Below are 17,198 nucleotides of genomic sequence, written 5' to 3'. Positions count from 1 at the left end.
AGTATTCACTTATGACTATCGACAATGATGATGCCAACCTCCCGGCGCAATTGGACTCCCACGGCGTAGACGACTCCGCCGAAGTCAGCCGTAGCTGGGACCACATCGGGGCCATCATTGTCGATGCCGCCTTGCAGCGGCGACAGAACTACCACGCGACCGTCAGGCCGCGAGTTGTCGCCCTGGTCGAGGCGTGGCCGGATGCCGCCACGACCAGCGGATTCCGGCGGCGCCTCGATACCGGGACGCTTTCCGAAGTTATCGACTGGCCGTCCCCTGGCCGCGTCGCCCAGGTAGAGGACATGACGCGCGTGTTGGAGAGCCAGGGCATCGAGACGGTAGCCGAACTCCGAGCAGCGCTTGGCGCCCCCTCCGGCAGGGCCGTTCTCCGGGAGGCTCTTGGGGCCGTGCGGCATGTCAGTCCCAAGACGCTGGACTACATCGACACCCTGAGCGAAATATCAACGGACGCTGTCGAAGAGTAGACCCGGGGAGGTCCCGCCTGCCGCCTCGGGGACTTCCCCAGATCTGGGGTAGGGCCTCGCGTGTAGGCTGCAGATCGAGATTGAGGACGCTGCCCCGCTCGCCGCACCGCCTGTTTTTAACGCTGCTGAGGTTGAACTGTATGATCCTGTCCGGGCTGTCCTCGCTGAGCTTCAGGACTCGAACTTCTACGTCGTAACCGTCAATGACAGCAGAGGCAGAACACGCCTCATACATGCCCGTGACGTTTGACGGCAGCGGAGAAGTCTCGCAGTCGCCCTTCACTTTCGCACCGTTCAAAGCATCGTCACCGATGCGCTGCACGTCAGCAGGCGTCACTTTCTGTTCCGTCCGGTAACTGCGCCACATGCTGTCACAGTCCACGTCGTAGCGGATGCAGAACGGTCCGCCCGTAATGTTCTCCCCCTCCCCGTTCCATCCCGGAGCCGGGTGCATACGGTCTGCGATCGCAACCATCGGTGCCGTCGCAATAACGTGGGTCACCTGAAGGATTGCAGGAATGCCAAAAATGACTGCGAGCACAATAAGGACTACCTTCAGCCACGTCGGAAACCATCGCCTCTTAGGCTGCGGTGGGCTGCCAGAACGAATCTGCATGCCTTATTGTCGCCTCTGTTTGTGATTCGCAGGATTTTCCATTCCCGTGTCCGTTGAAGCGAGAGACTCCGAACTTATTCAGTGGCGTCCATAGACGATTGGTGGCGCCGGCCGGGAGGGTGCTGTAAACCGATCTCATGTTCTTCCGTCAACTTGAGTACATGGTGGCCTTGGACCGCGAGCGTCACTTCCTGCGGGCGGCCCAGTCCTGTTCGGTTTCCCAGCCGGCATTGTCGGAGGGGATCCGGAAGCTGGAGGAGGAGCTGGATGTTCCCTTGATCCACCGGGGCAACAAATTTGAGGGCCTGACAGCCGAAGGGCAACAGATTGTAGTCTGGGCCCGGAGGATCCTCGCGGACCGTGACGGACTGAAAGAGGAGATCGGCGCGATGCGCGCCGGGCTCAGCGGACGGCTGCGTTTTGGGTCCGTTCCGACCGCTTCGATAGCGGTGTCCTTGCTCACAGCTCCATTTTGCGCTCAGCACCCGCTGGCGCGGGTTCAGGTTGTGTCTGACCTGAAATCCGAGGATGTTCTTCGGCGGCTGCAGAATTACGAGATCGATGCCGGCATCACCTACATCCGGGATTCCGTCCCGGGCGAGTTCCAGGTGGCCCACCTATACATGGAGAAGTACGTCCTGCTGACGGCCGCCGACACCGGGACGGGGGGCGAGTCGGCAACCTGGGCGGCTGCCGCTGCCCTTCCGCTCTGCCTGCTGGATCCAGTGATGCAGGGCAGACGGCGTCTCGATGACGTGTTTGCCGAGGTGGGTGTTATGCCGTCACCCCGGGTAGAAACCGACTCGGTGTCATCGCTCTTCGCGCAAGTAACGACGGGGCCGTGGGCAACCGTCGTGCCGGCGGCCTGGCTTCACGTCTTTGGCGTCCCAGCCGGGATGTGCGCGTTGCCCCTGGTGGAGCCGGAGCGCGCCATACCCGTCGGACTTGTCACCCTCGCCTCGGAACCGGGCTCCGTTATGGCTCGCGCCATGGCCGCCGTCAGTCGCATGACGGACCTCACATTCCTGGAGGATCTCCCTCACGAGCAGGCGCCATAGACGCCGCCTATTGTGGGATCGTTTTTCCTTGTTTGATACCTATGATGCATAGGCGGAAGGTGGATCTCAGGCGGCTACCGTCTCGGCCCGCCAGCCTTCCTACCATTGGAGATCCCGTGATTACCCAGAACCGAAATCCGACCATTTCGGGGAGTCACTCCGCCGCTTCGGCGACTGCTGAAACTCCGCTGACAGGCCGCTACGCAGTATCCGGTCGTTACACCGACGTGGACACGCTCGTCCGGGGCGACGCCCGCCGCGCCGTCCGTCCGGGCAGCTACACCGACGTCGATACCCTCACCCGCCCGAAGTCCGACATCGTCCGCCCGGGCAGCTACACCGACGTCGATACCCTCACCCGCCCGAAGTCCGACATCGTCCGCCCGGGCAGCTACACCGACATGGTGCTCCCCTAGGCCAGGTCTCCGGCCCCGGGCGTACCGGAAGCTACACAGACTGCAGCGCGGGATAAGACGCCCCCAGCATGCTCCCCAAAGGCGCCCTCCCAAGGACGTGTGCGCAGCTGGCCGGCCGCTCCCCTCCATGCAGGCCTTCCATCAACACACGACTTTGGCACTCTCGGTACCCTTTGCCACTGGGGCGTCCTGCAACACTATGCTCATCCGCGGATAGACCTCGCCGCTCGTCACCGCCCACGAGAAGTAGGTTCACACCAAACGGACGACGGCGGGACTCCCCGCCGTCCGCTCACGTTTAGCGCGGTGGTTACAGCGCGGACCAACCGCCGTCGGAGGCGAGGATGGTGCCGTTGATGTTGGTGCCGTCGTCGCTGAGCAGGAAGGTGATGGAGGCGGCGAGCTGCGAGGCGGTGGCGGGGATGGGGACGGTGGCCTGCATCAGCGGACCGAGGCGTTCGGCCGCGAGCTGGGATCCCCAGGTGGCCACGATGTTGGTGATGGTGGGGCCGGGGGCCACGGCGTTGAAGCGCAGGCCCCTGGGCCCGTACATCACGGCGGAGTTCTTGGTCAGGCCGACGACGGCGTGTTTGGACGCGGTGTAGGCGGCGCCGGCGGCGGACCCGCGCAGGCCGGCCTCGGAAGCGACGTTGACCACGGAGCCGGTGCCGGCGTCAAGCATCAGCGGCACCACGGCGCGGGTGAGGCGCATGAGGGCGGTGACGTTGATCCTGAAGACGCGGTCCCAGAGGTCGTCGTCCACCTCGTGGATGGGGGCGAAGTTGTCCATGATGCCGGCGACGTTCGCCAGGGCGTCGATGCTCCGCCGGCGGCAGCGACGACGGCGGCCACGGTCTCCTCGGTGGAGATGTCGCCGACCACGGGGACCAGGTCATGCCCGGCGTTCTCGGCCACGAGGTCGTCCAGGCGTTCCTTGCTGATGTCGGCGGCGATGACGCGGCCGCCTTCCTTGGCGATGCGCAGGGCGGTGGCCCGGCCGATGCCGGAGGCGGCGCCGGTGACGATAACGGTCGTGCCGGCGAATCGGCCGGCGGCGGTGGCTTCCCGCCATGAAGCTTGGTTGCCGAAGATGTCTCTCCCGACGCTGCTGACGGTGATGCGATCCGACTTATGACGTTCTGCTTCATTCATGAATGGATGAATGTTGGCGGGATGCCTTTGGACGCATTGAAGACCACCGTTCCCTGCTCCACCGGGCGCCCGGTGACGAATGATCCCGACGCAGTGGCCGCCATGGCGCTGCGGCTGTTCGCTGAGCGAGGCTACGAACAGACCTCCATGGAGGACATCGCGCGCGCGGCGGGGATCGGGCGCAAGAGTCTGTACCGGTACTTCGCCAGCAAGGCCGAGCTCGTCTGGGGTGGCATGGAACCGGTGATCGAGGCCTCGGGTCTCGTGCTTGATTCAGCGCGCGCTGCCGGCGGGGCCGACGGCGACGTCCTGGCGGGGCTGAGGGATGCGGCTGTCGCCGGGGTTGCCGTTCTGCCGGACCTCGCGGTCACGCGCGGCCGGCTGCGGCTGATCGCCGAACACCCCGAGCTGGCCAGCCGGAGCTACGAGTCCCTGGCGCCGTAACGCGAGCGGACCCGCGCGTACCTGGTTTCGGCCGGCGTCCGGGAGGACGTCGCGGGGTATTTGTGCGCCGCGTTGATCGGCGCAACGTTCGAGGCCTGGATGCAGTAGGCCGCGGGAACGGACCCGGATCCAGTGCCTTATTTGGTGGCGGCGGTTGGGGTGTTGCGGGCGCCGGTGGCGTAGGTCGTCAGGCTGCAACCCAATTGGCTCCGGTTCCCGAAAGAGGATCGCACAATTGACGACTCTCGGGCCGTGTCGTGCTCTGCTGGAGCCTGACGAGTCCGCTACTCACGATGGACGGCTATGTGCTCCTTGCCCCCTCGGTTTCAATTCGAAGCTCGACCGCCCGCGCAATGATCTGACGATTAGTTGTGCTCGCACCAAGGATCGCAATCCGATTGGCGTACTCAGTCTCCCCGAGCTGCACAGCAAGCCTGCCCAAAACCTCGTCGGCGAAACTTGACGAGATCGTGTCCAGATGGGTCATGTTCAGAACGATCTGCGGGACACCTGCACTTAGGTAGTTCATGATTCGGGTCCGGATTTCGCTCCCCTCTTTTCTGGAGCCGATAGAGCTCTCGAGTTCAGCGGCGTCGAGTTCGTGGAAGCCATCAATCGTCTCGATGGACTCGAGAAGGTCACTGGATGAGAACCGAGAACCCAAGGCCTCACCGATACTGACTTTCGTTTCACAGTTCAGTTGCCAGTCAACTGTCGTTCCGTGGTGAGACTCCAAGTCCAAGAGCGGTCTGTGAGCGTCGGAGATAGTGGCGGCTACCTCGTGTTCCTTAAAAGTCCAAGTGCCCTTTCCGGAGTGGATGCTGAGTGAGCCTCCGTTGAGATCGACAGACCGGCTAAGGCCGAACAGTCCGTTTCCTTGGTTCAGCTTGCCCTTACTGGTAATGCCTTGCTGGACGGCCAAACCAATCGCCTGGTCTGCTGTCTTGATTGATTCATAGGAGAATCTGCCGGCTTTGGCTCCCATCCCCATGGCTCGGTGAATGCCGATGCCCGAATCACTCACCGAAATGACGCACTGTCTTGTGAGTGTGTGGAGTTGCATCATCACGTAACCGCACGAGGCTTGACTGTGCTGAAAAACGTTGTCGAGGACTTCATAAATGCACCAGTTCAGAGTGTCGTATACGCCCTCTTCGCAGGGCATTCGATCAAGGAGGGAACCCATGAAGCGCCGAGTGATTTCTCCGGCTTCCTTCTCGTTCCGATACTTCCATACAACGTCCGTGAGCTGCGCGGTGTGATCAGGGTCATCAGCAACGTCTACCGGGTTGAGGACATGGGCCAGTGAACGCTCATGCCCCGCTTTGCCAATGTGAAAGGTGTGTCCGCGTTCCTTTAGAAAATCGAGGGCACAAGCAAAGGGCACAGCTCCGTTGGGATACACCTTGTCTGTATGTTCGAAGTCCAAACCTATCGATTGCTCGAGTGGCTTGGCAGCTACCCAGGAAATGAGTCTCCTGGCTGCAGCGGGACCTGACAAGTCTCTGACAGCGAAGTCGCGGTTCTCCCTAATAGGTGGGCGTTCGCTTGTTTCTGGCAAGTTAGGTCCTCTGTGTCGTCATGGATATTGAGGAGCCGAGTGTAACTTGAGGCCCGCCCCGTCAGCCGACGAAACTCCGGCCGCCCGCCTCCTCGCATTTCCCTGTTGGCAGAGAGCTCCATGCGCAGATCAGTTCCCGAGACTCACGCCGACAGGACGGTTTGGCTCCGTCGGGCTCATTCCACGTCCGATGCCGGGAACATCATCGAAGACCTCACGAAACGGAACGTGAAGCTCGTCCTCGTCGGAGTCATCCACGACCCCACCGACCCCGTCAGCCTGCTGCTCTTCAAGGTCTTGGCCATGTCCATCGAATTCGAATCCGACGTCATCCGAGCCCGCACCCGCCAACGCATTACGTCCGCGATCGCCGAACTGTTCAGGGTCGTCGCAGCACGGTGCACCGCATCGTGCTCCGACCGCCTGCCTGACAAGCGGTGCAATCGCAAGCAGAGTTCCCCACGGTCGCCCCACCATGCGAAACACATGAAAAACGTCTTCATACCGCTAGTCTGCTGAGATGCAAGGGATTACTGGGGAAGCGGTACAGGCCAAAGGCGCCGATGGCGCTAGGCGAGCGAAACGATGGCTGGAGTCCACCACGCGAGTCAATGCGCAATGGGTCAACCCCGACCCACCCGCCCTCGCCAAACTTACTTTTTCGTGGCCCCACGGCGGTCAAACTTTCTCTTTCGATCTTGGGGGAACACTAAAATACGGGGATCTAGAAGGCGAGATGTTCTTCGCGGAGTCAAAAAACTACGCCAAGGCCTCTGATCTCCCAACTCACTACGAAAAGTATCTTGCGCAGTGTTATGTCGCTTATCTCGATAAGCCCGGCTACTGCGACCACTTCATGTGGATTGCCTGGAGTCCTCACGGAACTACTACTTGGGACACATTACTTACGGCCGAAGCGGTCCAAGCAGCGGTCGTCCGACACCGGAAGAATGTATTTGGTGTGGAACTAGTGAAGGACGCGGAGTCGCTTGTTGACTTCACGACGTGCAAAGAAGTGGCGATGCGTCTCTGGATGATCATCCTCTCGGAGCGCCAAGAGAAGTTGGTTATTTCCCCGGAGCACCGAGGCGTAATCGAAAAATATGAGATCACGAAGGCAGGCTAGACATGGGTCCATCTCATTACAGTTCGCTGATAACTGAAGGGCTTTACGACCCTTCACCCAAGGAGTCCGCTTTCCGTGTGAAGAACGCCGTGTCTCTGGAGTTGAAAAACCTCGACCCAACAGCCAAGATTCACCGGACTGACTATTTCAACCACACATTCGCGCCCGACTTCGTCATGTCCTGGCCAGATCAAATTGACCGGCATGTCTACCTTCGGTTCACCTATGACTTGGGATCCGTAGCGGATGACGTCAGTTTGATAGACCGGAGGAACGCTCTTATCTTCGGCCTTACCCGGCCAGAAGATGACAGAGCCGGACTCGACTCCATAGCTGTCGCCGCGTCCGCACATGACGCTATGTTTACGGATGCTGACGCTCTTGAAAATCTAATCGATCGCAAGAAAACCAGCGCGACCGTCAACATGTTGAATAACGCCTTGGCACAAGGCGGCAAGGGCATTCTCTTAGGTGAGCAAGCGAACGATCTCGCGCGTACGATCGAAAATGAATTCTCCGGCGCTGAACAGATTGAGATCGCGCCTACATCGAACGCCGTGCTCGCGATCAGAGCAAATCTCGACACACCACAGGCATGGCGCATGAACCGGGTGCTTCAAGCTGTGTGGGAAGGCAGCTCTGGCGCGCTGGAAGCATTTCCCGGCGAACGCGACCTATCCGGCAAACTAAATTCCGACGCTCTTCAGTACCTTGTTTCATATATGGAAACTGAAGATCTAGGTTTTTGGCGCCGTGTTGGTCGTACCTTGAGGATCTCTCAGATCGAGACCCTAAAAAAGGACGGGGAGGCCAGAAATGTAGACCGGCTAATTAGTGCCAACTTGGACGTTATTAGAGCCCGTGCCTATGCAGTGTTTCAGGACCCGCTCGGTGTGGAGAAGTCAACCACCGCCGACCATCAGAACTTCCGCTGGTCTGTCAGAAATGAGCAACTTCGGCTTTCCGGCCCCAGGTTTTACGCGACGATAGGTGAGACTAAGTCTGAACTTAGACACGAATCCGCAGAGGGCCGGCCCGGCATTACGGTACCGACGTTCGTGGAAAGGTCTTCCGAAACGAAGCTCAATGAGGTCACGATTCGCAGTGATCGAGACGTCGTCATAGCTAGAAATGAGGACGGCGCCCTGGACAAGAATCGCCTGTTGGGCTTGTCCTCTCAGCTTGGCCCTGGTGCAGAGATTCTGGAAGCAACCGTCCAGTCCGGGACGGGGCGTGTTACGGCCGACTTCCGGACCTACACCGGCACCGGTCAGACCCGTAGCAATGTTCTTCTTGCCGACTTAGTGTTGTCTTCCCTGCCGTTACTGCAGGACTTTTCGGAGGAAGACAAGGCAAGCCTAAGGGATTTTCTAACCTATACGGTTCATGATGAAGCTCAACGCAGCTTGCCTGGTTTCGAAGACGACTCGTATCCCAACGACGAGTAAGCGGGAAATTCATTAGACACAGGTCGGAATCTCCGAAGAACCGACGGCAGCTCGCATGAACCAACCCAGCTTCTCGCCAGCGTAGATGTCCGTCCCGATATAGAAGTAGGCGAATCGCCAGCATCCCTCGGCTTCGCGGCGAAGATTGCAGAGCAGCAAAGGCAGGGCGCCGGAACGCGGAGGACTCGAACGCCAAGATCCGAAAGGAGAGGGACCGCCAAGGGGTCCCTCCCCCTTGCCTCACCGGAAGTATCATTTCTCGCTTATTTCTGACGTCAGAAGAGTAAGACATTCCGCAGCGCCGGCGTGCCCTCTATCCGCCGCTTGCTTCAGGCGCTGGAATGCCTTGTTGTGGTCGCCTTGATCAGCTGCTCTCCTCCCGGACTCACAAATTGCGTCGAGATCCCCAAGAATCGCTGCCTCCTCCAGAAGATTGGCTGCTTCCCCGATGTCCCCGGTCTTTCCGCCCAGAAACAGGGACTCCGACAACAGGTACATTCCGGTCGCGGATCCTAGATCGGCTGCCTTTCGAAACAGGGCTTGAGCCTCGTTGAGCCTTCCTTCATGGATAAGAAGCTCGCCAAGATTATGGAGTGCATCATCGTCGCCGGCTGCAACAGCCAGTGCGTATTGTGCCTTAGCCGCTTCTATGCGGCCAGTGTTCGCGTAAAGGACGCCCAGGTCAGTTATCGCCCATGGCAGCTGCTCCGCTATCGCTCTCTTGAACAGCTTTTCCGCCTCGTCGTACTTCCCTTCCCCAACTAGTTTCCTTCCGACCATGGCAAGTCCCACCGCTCCTCCTCGATCGGCTGCCCCCTGAAACAGATACTCTGCTTCTTCCTGCTGGCCTTTTGCAGCCAGTATTGAACCCAGCCAGCCCATGGCTGAGGGATTCCTCCGCTTGACAGCTTCGCGCAAGAGGGGTTCCACTTCGTCGATCTTGCCTTGCTTTTCGGCCAACATGGCCAATTGGAAGAGGGCTGCTCCCGATCCGTCGCCTTTGCTCTGGGCCTTCCGGTACCACGCCTCAGCGGCGGCAGAGTTGCCCTGCAGCTCCAGCTGCAGGCCGTAATTGGTCATACCGAGGGGGCTCCCTGCCTCTGCAGCCCGTTTGTGCCAATTAATGCCCTCAGCCGTTTCACCACGGCCAATGAGTATGTGGCCGAGATTGGTCATTGCAGATCCTTCACCAGCATTGGCTGCCTGCCGGAGAAGCTTCTCGGCGCCCTCCGTTTGTCCTTCCCGCAGCAATTTGACCGCGAAACCGGTCAATCCGCCTGGGTTTCCGGCCTCAGCGGCTCTGGTATCCCAGAACTTCGCTTCCTCGATCCGGTCTTGTCGTTCCAGGCTGATTGCGTAATTGACCATGGCGTTCGCGTCACCTAATCGGGCCCCACGTTCAAAGAACATCGAGGCGATGGCATCGAGCCCGGCGAGCTGGGCAGTGACGCCCGCATTTGTCAGCAGCTCGGCCGGGGCATCAACCTCGGCGGCGGCCTGCCACACCTGCAACGTTACGGGCTTATCGGAGGAGGCAACATGGTCCACGAGGTAGTCAAAGGGACGGAGATTCCCATTTGGGGTCGGTTCCAGCAGGCTAAAGAGGCCGCCGCCGACAACCTTCGCAGTGGACCACTTCAAGCCAGCGTCGATTTCTTCAGTGGTCGGCTGAGGCTTGGTGTTACCGATGTATGTCCGAACGAGGGCCCGGGCCGTAGTCTCCGGGATTGCCTCGCCGATTCCCGAACGCTGCCAGTCAATGGTTGCCAGCACGAGAGCCCTTCCGACGGGGCTAGTGGAACGACCGGCATCCAACCGCTCTACGGCCAGAAATCCTCCACCCAAATAGGTACCCAAACCATAGTCCAAGATTCCCTTGCTCAGCTGCGTGTTGCCGCTAAGACTCGCCAGTCTATGGCTTTCAGAAGATTCGTCGGTGAGATAAACCCTCGCGAAACATTGCAGGATCTCCCACTGGGTTCTGGGTTGATCGCTATTCGGCATGAACGCTTCGAATAGGTTTGCCCGCATAGTGGCTATGACGACATTCTCGGTCTTCTGAAGGTCATCAATCCACCTCGTCTTCAAGTTCTTTGAGTCCTGAAGATACCTCTCGAGATCATCGAGCCAGACCACATGCTGTCTTGGCATATCGCCAGCGTTCATAATGTTTGCTAAGCCGTCCGGAGGATCCGGCATGAACACCTGATTGTCGGGAAAGAGCTCTTGAACAAGTTCCGCCGCCATCCGAGTTTTCCCGGCCATCGAGGAACCCAAGATGAGGACCGGTTTCAGTAGCGCGAGGGCCTGCTTGACCTCGTCTTCGGCATCCCGGCGGAGATAAGCGACGTTGACCCGTGACTCGTGCACGCCCCACGCGTTGAGGGGGATGTCCGTTGCCGCCAGACCGGCCATCGAATCAGGTCCACCGGTACGCATGTTTTGCTGGCGGACGGCTACCTTAACATCTGTGGCCTTTGCTCTGTCTTTCAAGAAGGCTAAAACGACCGCCAAAACGACGCATGCAATCATGAGGGTCCCCAAGATCCATGGATCCCATCCGACGCGGCTCAGAAATGCGTTAGCGGCTCCGACAATGACGACGAAAGCAAGCAGCCAAAGACTAAGTTCGCGGCGCTTCCGTGAGCGCCAAGATGAAGGCAAACGTTCCCCCTGAAGATCGTTGCTGGACGTCTCTAGTGAGTGTCTCTGCCAGAAGTTTAGACGTAATTCATACGGTCCTTACCGTTTCGGACTGATTCGGTGACGGTCTCGATCAGGGCAGTGACGAGCGGGCCGGTGCGGGAAGTCTGGCACCCTCGGGGCGGGCATGGACGACTCACCACATGTCGTGACCGTAGGCTGATACTGGTTGAATCCTGGACCGGGGGATTTCCTTGATAGATGGTCCGCTGAATGATCCGATGGAGAGCATTTTCGGCGTGATGGCCGACGAGGACTTCACATCTGAGTACATGCCGTACTTGCACTACGACGGGAATTCAGTCCTAGGCAGTTTCACTGAGGCGGTTAATGACCTGGGATCTGAAATCAATGTGGAGCAGCTTCTTGGCAACGCATTGACGGGCCGCGCAGGAGGAGGAGAACCAGAGGTTCCGTGAGCGTGTGGCCAGATCCTCCGCCGAGATCAAAGTGTCGCTGTTGCTATCCCTGTCCGTCCTGACCGTGCTGGGCATCGGCACCGCGACGGTGGCGGCGAAGGAGCTCAGCCTGTCCATTGTGGTGGGGTCTATCCTCCTGCTGGTGCTGGTCAGCATCGGCCTGGCCAGGGCAACTAAGAAGATCTCCGCCATCGTCTTCATTTCCACGATTGGCGCTTATATATCTAGGCCGTGGTTCTTCGCCGCCGGAGCACTGAAGGCCGCGGTCAAGACGGTGGACTTCCTTTCCATCGCCACGGTGATGGTGACCTTGGCCGGCCAGTCCTTGGGCAAGGACATCCCGCTGCTGAAGAACATCGGCTGGAAGATCATCCCAGCGACGGCGGGAAGTTCCCGCCGTCGTCCGCTTTCATCTTGCAGGATGGGCGTTTCAATTCCCCTACCCGTAGCTTTTGCGCAACAATGCCGCATGGGCGGTGAGAACTTTTGGCGGGGCTATGCGGATTGTTGCTCGATGGCGGTGACGATGGCCTCGCCCACACAGGTATGTAAATAATTCAAACACACTATGCGCTATTGCACAGTCCGATAGCTCTACGCGTGAGTGAGATCAATTATGAAACAGTAGAGAATACCTACGATGCCCAACAGGCACGCCAAGCTCAACTCCTGAATCGTGCCAACCTTGATAAGGAATGCGACCGTAAGCAGGAGTCCTAGCAGTCGGATCGACCACGCCCACCTCCCGCTCAGCGCTGCAAGGCGTCCCAGCGAGGCTGAGATATGAGAATAAGCTAAAGCGGGAAAGAGGATAACAACACCGGTCGCGAGCGGATAGTCACCCCGCCTCATCGCGTCGAGTGCCACCCATATGGTTGCTATTCCGGCAAAGCAAAAAACTATCGTGGATACAATCTCTCGTCCTGTAAAAGCTTTATCCGACACCAAGTTAGTAGCCAATTGAATCTCTCTAAAATTATGTGGTCATTTCCGAAGGAAACTATCGCATACTTTGAGCGGATAGAGAAATGTGCAGGGCTCTATGTGGTTTTCCATTGCCACCGGTGTTGGTGGATTCCGCGACAGAGGCAGTAAAGGGTTTGTAACCATGTACCTAAACCTCCGCCACCGGGGCCGCGAACTGCGCGGCGTACAGCGCCGCGTACGCCCCGCCTGCCGCCAGCAAGGAAGTGTGCGTCCCCTGCTCGACGATCTGACCGGCTTCCATCACCAGAATGAGGTCGGCGTCGCGGATGGTGGAGAGCCGGTGGGCAATGACAAACGAAGTCCGGTCGCTCCGCAAAGCACTCATGGCCTTCTGCACCAGCACCTCGGTCCGGGTATCCACAGAAGAAGTCGCCTCGTCCAGGATTAGCACCGACGGCCGGGCCAGGAACGCCCGGGCGATGGTCAGCAGCTGTTTCTCCCCGGCGGAGACGTTGCCGCCCTCGTCGTCGAGCACGGTGTCGTAGCCCTCCGGCAGGGACCGGACGAACCGGTCCACGTACGTCGCCTTCGCCGCCTCCAGGATCTCGGCTTCAGTCGCACCGGGCCGGCCGTAGGCGATGTTGTCCCGGATGGTCCCGCCGAACAGCCAGGTGTCCTGCAGCACCATGCCCATCCGCGAGCGCAGCTCGTTGCGGGTCATCGCGGTGACGTCCACGCCGTCGAGCGTGATCCGGCCGGCGTCGAGCTCGTAGAACCGCATCATCAGGTTCACCAGGGTAGTCTTGCCCGCCCCGGTGGGGCCCACGATGGCGACGGTCTGCCCCGGCTCCGCGACCAGGCTGAGCGACGAGATCAGCGGCTTGTCCGGGGAGTAGGAGAAGGAGACGTCCTCGAACACCAGCCGCCCCCGGCCCCCGTCCGGCGCCACCGAAGGAGAGGGGTCAGCCGACTGTTCCTCGGTGTCCAGGAGCTCGAACACCCGCTCGGCCGAGGCCACCCCCGACTGCAGCAGATTCGCCATGGAACCCAGCTGGGCCAGCGGCTGGGTGAACTGCCGGGAGTACTGGATGAACGCCTGCACATCGCCCAGCTGCATGGCCCCGGAGGCCACCTGCAGGCCGCCCACCACCGCGATCCCCACGTAGACCAGGTTCCCGATGAACGTCATGGCCGGCATGATCAGCCCGGAGATGAACTGCGCGCCGAAGCTCGCCTGATACAGCTCCACATTCTTCTCCCGGAACCGCTCCTCCACCTCGCGCTGCCGGCCGAACACCTTCACCAGGGCGTGCCCGGTGTACGTCTCCTCGATCTGCCCGTTCAGCTCGCCGGTGTGCCGCCACTGCGCCACGAACAGCTTCTGCGAGCGCTTGGCGATCACGGTGGTGGTCACGAGGGTCAGCGGAATGGTCACCAGCGCGATGATGGCCAGCGTGGGCGAGAGCAGGAGCATCATCACCAGCACGCCCACGACGGTCAGCAGCGAGGTCACCGCCTGGCTGATGGACTGCTGCAGGCTTTGGGAGATGTTGTCGACGTCGTTGGTCACCCGGCTGAGCAGCTCGCCGCGCTGCACGGAATCGAAATAGCGCAGCGGCAGCTTGTTGATTTTCGCCTCGATCCGCTCGCGCAGCCGGAAGACGGTCCGCTGCACGACACCGTTGAGGATATACGCCTGCATCCAGCCGAACGCCGAGGCCAGCACGTACAGCACCACCGCCCACAGCAGCACGGTGGCCAGCGCCGTGAAGTCGATCCCGGTGCCCGGGGTCAGCGTCATGGCGCTGAGCATGTCCGCCTTCTGGTTCTCCCCGGCGGCGCGCAGCTGGGCGATCAGCTGCGCCTGGCTCACCCCGGCGGGCAGCTGCTTGGACACGACGCCGGCGAAGATCAGGTTGGTGCCCTCGCCGAGGAGCCGGGGCCCGATCACCGAGAAGGTCACGCTCACGACGGCGAGCAGCAGTACCAGCGTCAGCCACAGCCGCTCGGGCCGCAGCTCCCCCAGCAGCCGCCGGGCTGAGGGGCCGAAGTTCATCGCCTTCTCCGCCGGGATGTTCATCCCGGCAAACGGTCCGCCGCGGCCGGGTCCGCCCGCGGGGCGGGGAATCCGCATGGGGGTCTGGGCGGCCGAACCGCCGGCGGCGGAAGCCCCGGAACCACCAGCGGCGGAAGTGCCGGCAGAACCGGCGGCGTGGGCCGGCGTCGGGGCCTTGTCCGTGCGGCTCATACCGCCTCCTCCGCTGCGAGTTGGGAGTTCACGATCTCCTGATAGGTCTCCGACGTCGCCAGCAGCTCCTCATGCGTGCCGTGCGCGACGATCCTGCCGCGGTCCAGCACCAGGATCTGGTCCGCGTCCGCGATGCTGGAGACCCGCTGGCCGATGATCACCATGGTGGCCCCGGCGGTGTGCTGTTTGAGCGCCAGCCGCAGCCGGGCGTCCGTGGCGGTGTCCAGCGAGGAGAACGAGTCGTCAAAGATGTAGAGCTCGGGCCGTTTCACCAGCGCCCGGGCGATCGCGAGCCGCTGCCGCTGGCCGCCGGAGACGTTGGTGCCGCCCTGCGAGATCGGCGCATCCAGGCCGCCCTCCATTTCCCGGACGAAGTCCTCCGCCTGGGCGATCTCCAGCGCCTGCCAGAGCTCCTCCTCGGTGGCGTCCGGTTTGCCGTAGAGCAGGTTGCTGCGCACGGTGCCGGAGAACAGGTAGGGCTTCTGCGGCACCAGCCCGATGTGCCCCCACAGCAGGTCCGGGTGGAGCTCGCGCACGTCCACGCCGTCGATCAGCACCGAACCGGACGTCGCGTCGAAGAGCCGCGGCATCAGGTTCACCAGGGTGGTCTTGCCGGAGCCGGTGGCCCCGATGATCGCCGTCGTCTGCCCCGCCCGTGCGGTGAAGCTGACGTCCGAGAGGACCGGCTGCTCGGCACCCGGGTAGGCGAACCCGACGTCGTGCATCTCCAGCTCGCCCCGGGCCGCCCGTCCGGCCGCGCGCGACACCGGGTGCAGCGGCGGCCGGACGCTGGATTCGGTCCCGAGCACCTCGCTGATCCGGTCCGCCGAGACGGAAGCGCGCGGGATCATGATCGCCATGAACGTGGCCATCATGACGGACATCAGGATCTGCATCAGGTAGCTCAGGAAAGCGATCATGGTGCCCACCTGCATGGAGCCGTCCTCGATCCGGAACGCGCCGAACCAGATCACCGCCGCGCTGGAGACGTTGAGCACCAGCATCACGGTGGGGAACGCGAGCGCCATGAGCCGGCCGGCGCGCAGCGCGGTGTCCGTGACGTCCTCGTTGGCGCGGGCGAAGCGGGCGGTCTCCACGTCCTCGCGGACGAAGGCCCGCACCACGCGGATGCCCGTGAGCTGCTCGCGGAGCACCCGGTTGACGGTGTCGATCCGGGCCTGCATGAGCCGGAACAGCGGCACCATCCGGATGATGATCGAGCCCACCCCAATCAGGAGCACGGGCACGCTGACCGCGATCAGCCAGGACAGCTGCAGGTCCTGGCGCATGGCCATGATTACCCCGCCGATGCAGAGCATGGGCGCCGTGACCATGAGCGTGGCGGACATCAGGACCAGCTGCTGGACCTGCTGGACATCGTTGGTGGAGCGGGTGATGAGGCTGGGCGGGCCGAACCGGGTGACTTCCTGTTCGGAAAACTCGGCCACCCGGGTGAAGATGGCGCCGCGGACGTCCCGGCCCAGCGCCATCGCGGCCTTCGCGCCGAAATAGACGGCGGCGATGGTGCAGGCGATCTGCAGCAGGGTGACCATGAGCATCATGCCGCCGATGCGCAGGATGTAGTCGGTGTCCCCCTTCGCGACGCCCTGGTCGATGATGTCCGCGTTCAGGGTGGGCAGGTACAGCGAGGCGATGGACGCCGCCAGTTGGAAGACGACGACGGCGGCCAGCAGCCGCCGCTGCGGCCTCAGGTATTCGACGAGCAGTTTCCAGAGCATCCGGTCTCCCACTTCACGTGCCGCGGGCACTTTCACACAGAACGATGTGAGGGCCAGTTTACGTCCGGATGCCGTGAGCGGACCGGGTTCCTCTCAGGGCGAATCCGTGGCGGTGAGCTGCCCCCGCGGCGCGAAAGCGGGGTCCGTGCCGGCGTAATTCCCTGACGAGATCTGCCGCTTGACCTGCTCAAGCTCTTCCTGGAGCACGTCAACGGTGGCCCGGTACTTTGCGAAGTCCGCCGCGCGGCGCCTGGCCACGGCGAAACTGATGGAGGCAGCCAGAATGGCAAGCGCGAAGGACACCAGCAGGGCCCAGCCGGACGCGGCAAGGAAGTCCATCGCTATGGGAAGCGCCCGCTTGAAGGCCAGGAACTCGTTCACCCCGCCCACCACGCCGTTAAGGGCGGCATCCAGGGGGCCCAGGAACTGCCCCACCACAGGCGTCCCGGCAAAAGACGGGGCGCTCAGCGGCGGCTCTCCCCCCGGAGACCAGCGCGGATCTTCGAAATGGTTCAGGACGTAGATCCCGGCCCCCACGTTGAGGGCGGCGAAGAGCAGGACGGAACCCAGCGCGGTCCAGTGAAGCCTGCGCGGCCGCCACACGCCGGCCGCAACCGCGAAGATGGCGGCCGCTACCCAGGAGAGGGTGCGGAGTTCGTCGCGGTTCATGCCGCCCAGTAAATCCAAGGAATGCCCCGCCCGTTAGGTTTTAGGTTGGAACCGATGCCTGTTCCGGTCCCGGGCGAGCTTATCCCAGTCGCCCCCTCCGGGATGCCGCGGCGGTTGCCGGGCTGCGGCTGCCGGCAGGTGGCCAACAGGTTCTGCGTGGTGGACACCGCCGGGACGGGAAACTCAC

General features: G+C 61.7%; 14 protein-coding genes and 1 pseudogene. 9 read left to right on the top strand and 6 right to left on the bottom strand.

Features of this window, described 5'->3' with window-relative positions:
* The first annotated feature begins 11 nt into the window (after positions 1-11).
* The 3 genes from C8D78_RS17915 (at position 12) to C8D78_RS17905 (ending at position 2,575) form a co-directional block, all read left to right on the top strand.
* Complete coding sequence (locus C8D78_RS17915) at positions 12-485, top strand: hypothetical protein (protein ID WP_120955221.1); 474 nt, start codon at positions 12-14, stop codon at positions 483-485.
* 753 nt (positions 486-1,238) lie between these two features.
* Entirely contained in the window at positions 1,239-2,159 is a 921-nt protein-coding gene (locus C8D78_RS17910) for a LysR family transcriptional regulator (RefSeq protein WP_120955220.1), read from the top strand.
* Positions 2,160-2,275: 116 nt separating this feature from the next.
* The gene (locus tag C8D78_RS17905; protein ID WP_120955219.1) at positions 2,276-2,575 is read left to right on the top strand and encodes a hypothetical protein; all 300 of its coding nucleotides are present in this window, start codon (positions 2,276-2,278) and stop codon (positions 2,573-2,575) included.
* Between the two features lie 310 nt (positions 2,576-2,885).
* Here C8D78_RS17905 and C8D78_RS17900 read toward each other — a convergent pair.
* Positions 2,886-3,727 (bottom strand): annotated as a pseudogene (locus tag C8D78_RS17900) (SDR family NAD(P)-dependent oxidoreductase).
* Between the two features lie 21 nt (positions 3,728-3,748).
* Here C8D78_RS17900 and C8D78_RS17895 point away from each other — a divergent pair.
* Entirely contained in the window at positions 3,749-4,171 is a 423-nt protein-coding gene (locus tag C8D78_RS17895; protein WP_244208477.1) for a TetR family transcriptional regulator, read from the top strand.
* 301 nt (positions 4,172-4,472) lie between these two features.
* Here the strand turns inward: C8D78_RS17895 and C8D78_RS17890 are convergent, their stop codons facing one another.
* A complete protein-coding gene (locus tag C8D78_RS17890) occupies positions 4,473-5,600 on the bottom strand; it encodes an ATP-binding protein (protein ID WP_147429641.1) in 1,128 nt (375 codons plus the stop codon).
* Positions 5,601-5,960: 360 nt separating this feature from the next.
* On the opposite strand from C8D78_RS17890, the gene C8D78_RS17885 reads away from it, so the two are divergent.
* The 3 genes from C8D78_RS17885 (at position 5,961) to C8D78_RS17875 (ending at position 8,306) form a co-directional block, all read left to right on the top strand.
* A complete protein-coding gene (locus C8D78_RS17885) occupies positions 5,961-6,251 on the top strand; it encodes a hypothetical protein (protein WP_244208476.1) in 291 nt (96 codons plus the stop codon).
* A 1-nt stretch (position 6,252) separates the two neighbouring features.
* On the top strand, positions 6,253-6,858 hold the full coding sequence (locus C8D78_RS19590) for a hypothetical protein (RefSeq protein WP_147429640.1): 606 nt from the start codon (positions 6,253-6,255) through the stop codon (positions 6,856-6,858).
* 77 nt (positions 6,859-6,935) lie between these two features.
* Positions 6,936-8,306, top strand: a complete 1,371-nt coding sequence (locus C8D78_RS17875) for a hypothetical protein (RefSeq protein ID WP_120955215.1) — start codon at positions 6,936-6,938, stop codon at positions 8,304-8,306.
* Positions 8,307-8,558: 252 nt separating this feature from the next.
* Here C8D78_RS17875 and C8D78_RS17870 read toward each other — a convergent pair whose 3' ends face one another.
* A complete protein-coding gene (locus C8D78_RS17870; protein ID WP_120955214.1) occupies positions 8,559-10,838 on the bottom strand; it encodes a tetratricopeptide repeat protein in 2,280 nt (759 codons plus the stop codon).
* Positions 10,839-11,230: 392 nt separating this feature from the next.
* Here C8D78_RS17870 and C8D78_RS17865 point away from each other — a divergent pair, with 392 nt between their 5' ends.
* Both C8D78_RS17865 and C8D78_RS17860 read left to right on the top strand, forming a co-directional pair.
* Entirely contained in the window at positions 11,231-11,428 is a 198-nt protein-coding gene (locus tag C8D78_RS17865) for a hypothetical protein (RefSeq protein WP_120955213.1), read from the top strand.
* Between the two features lie 4 nt (positions 11,429-11,432).
* Positions 11,433-11,984 (top strand): hypothetical protein, encoded by a 552-nt coding sequence (locus tag C8D78_RS17860; RefSeq protein WP_244208475.1) that lies wholly within the window; start codon positions 11,433-11,435, stop codon positions 11,982-11,984.
* Positions 11,985-12,542: 558 nt separating this feature from the next.
* Here C8D78_RS17860 and C8D78_RS17850 read toward each other — a convergent pair.
* The 3 genes from C8D78_RS17850 to C8D78_RS17840 form a co-directional block, all read right to left on the bottom strand.
* Positions 12,543-14,489 carry an ABC transporter ATP-binding protein gene (locus C8D78_RS17850; RefSeq protein WP_208642005.1) on the bottom strand — a complete coding sequence of 649 codons (1,947 nt, stop codon included), beginning with the start codon at positions 14,487-14,489 and terminating at the stop codon, positions 12,543-12,545.
* Between the two features lie 110 nt (positions 14,490-14,599).
* A complete protein-coding gene (locus C8D78_RS17845) occupies positions 14,600-16,342 on the bottom strand; it encodes an ABC transporter ATP-binding protein (protein WP_120955210.1) in 1,743 nt (580 codons plus the stop codon).
* A 93-nt stretch (positions 16,343-16,435) separates the two neighbouring features.
* Positions 16,436-17,011: a hypothetical protein gene (locus C8D78_RS17840; protein ID WP_208642002.1), complete on the bottom strand. Its 576-nt coding sequence runs from the start codon at positions 17,009-17,011 to the stop codon at positions 16,436-16,438.
* Positions 17,012-17,198: the final 187 nt, after the last annotated feature.

The organism is Arthrobacter oryzae, assembly GCF_003634095.1.
GTDB classification, from domain to species: domain Bacteria; phylum Actinomycetota; class Actinomycetes; order Actinomycetales; family Micrococcaceae; genus Arthrobacter; species Arthrobacter oryzae.
The sequence above is the reverse complement of the archived record's forward strand: the minus strand, read 5'-3'. Positions and strand labels throughout refer to the sequence as shown.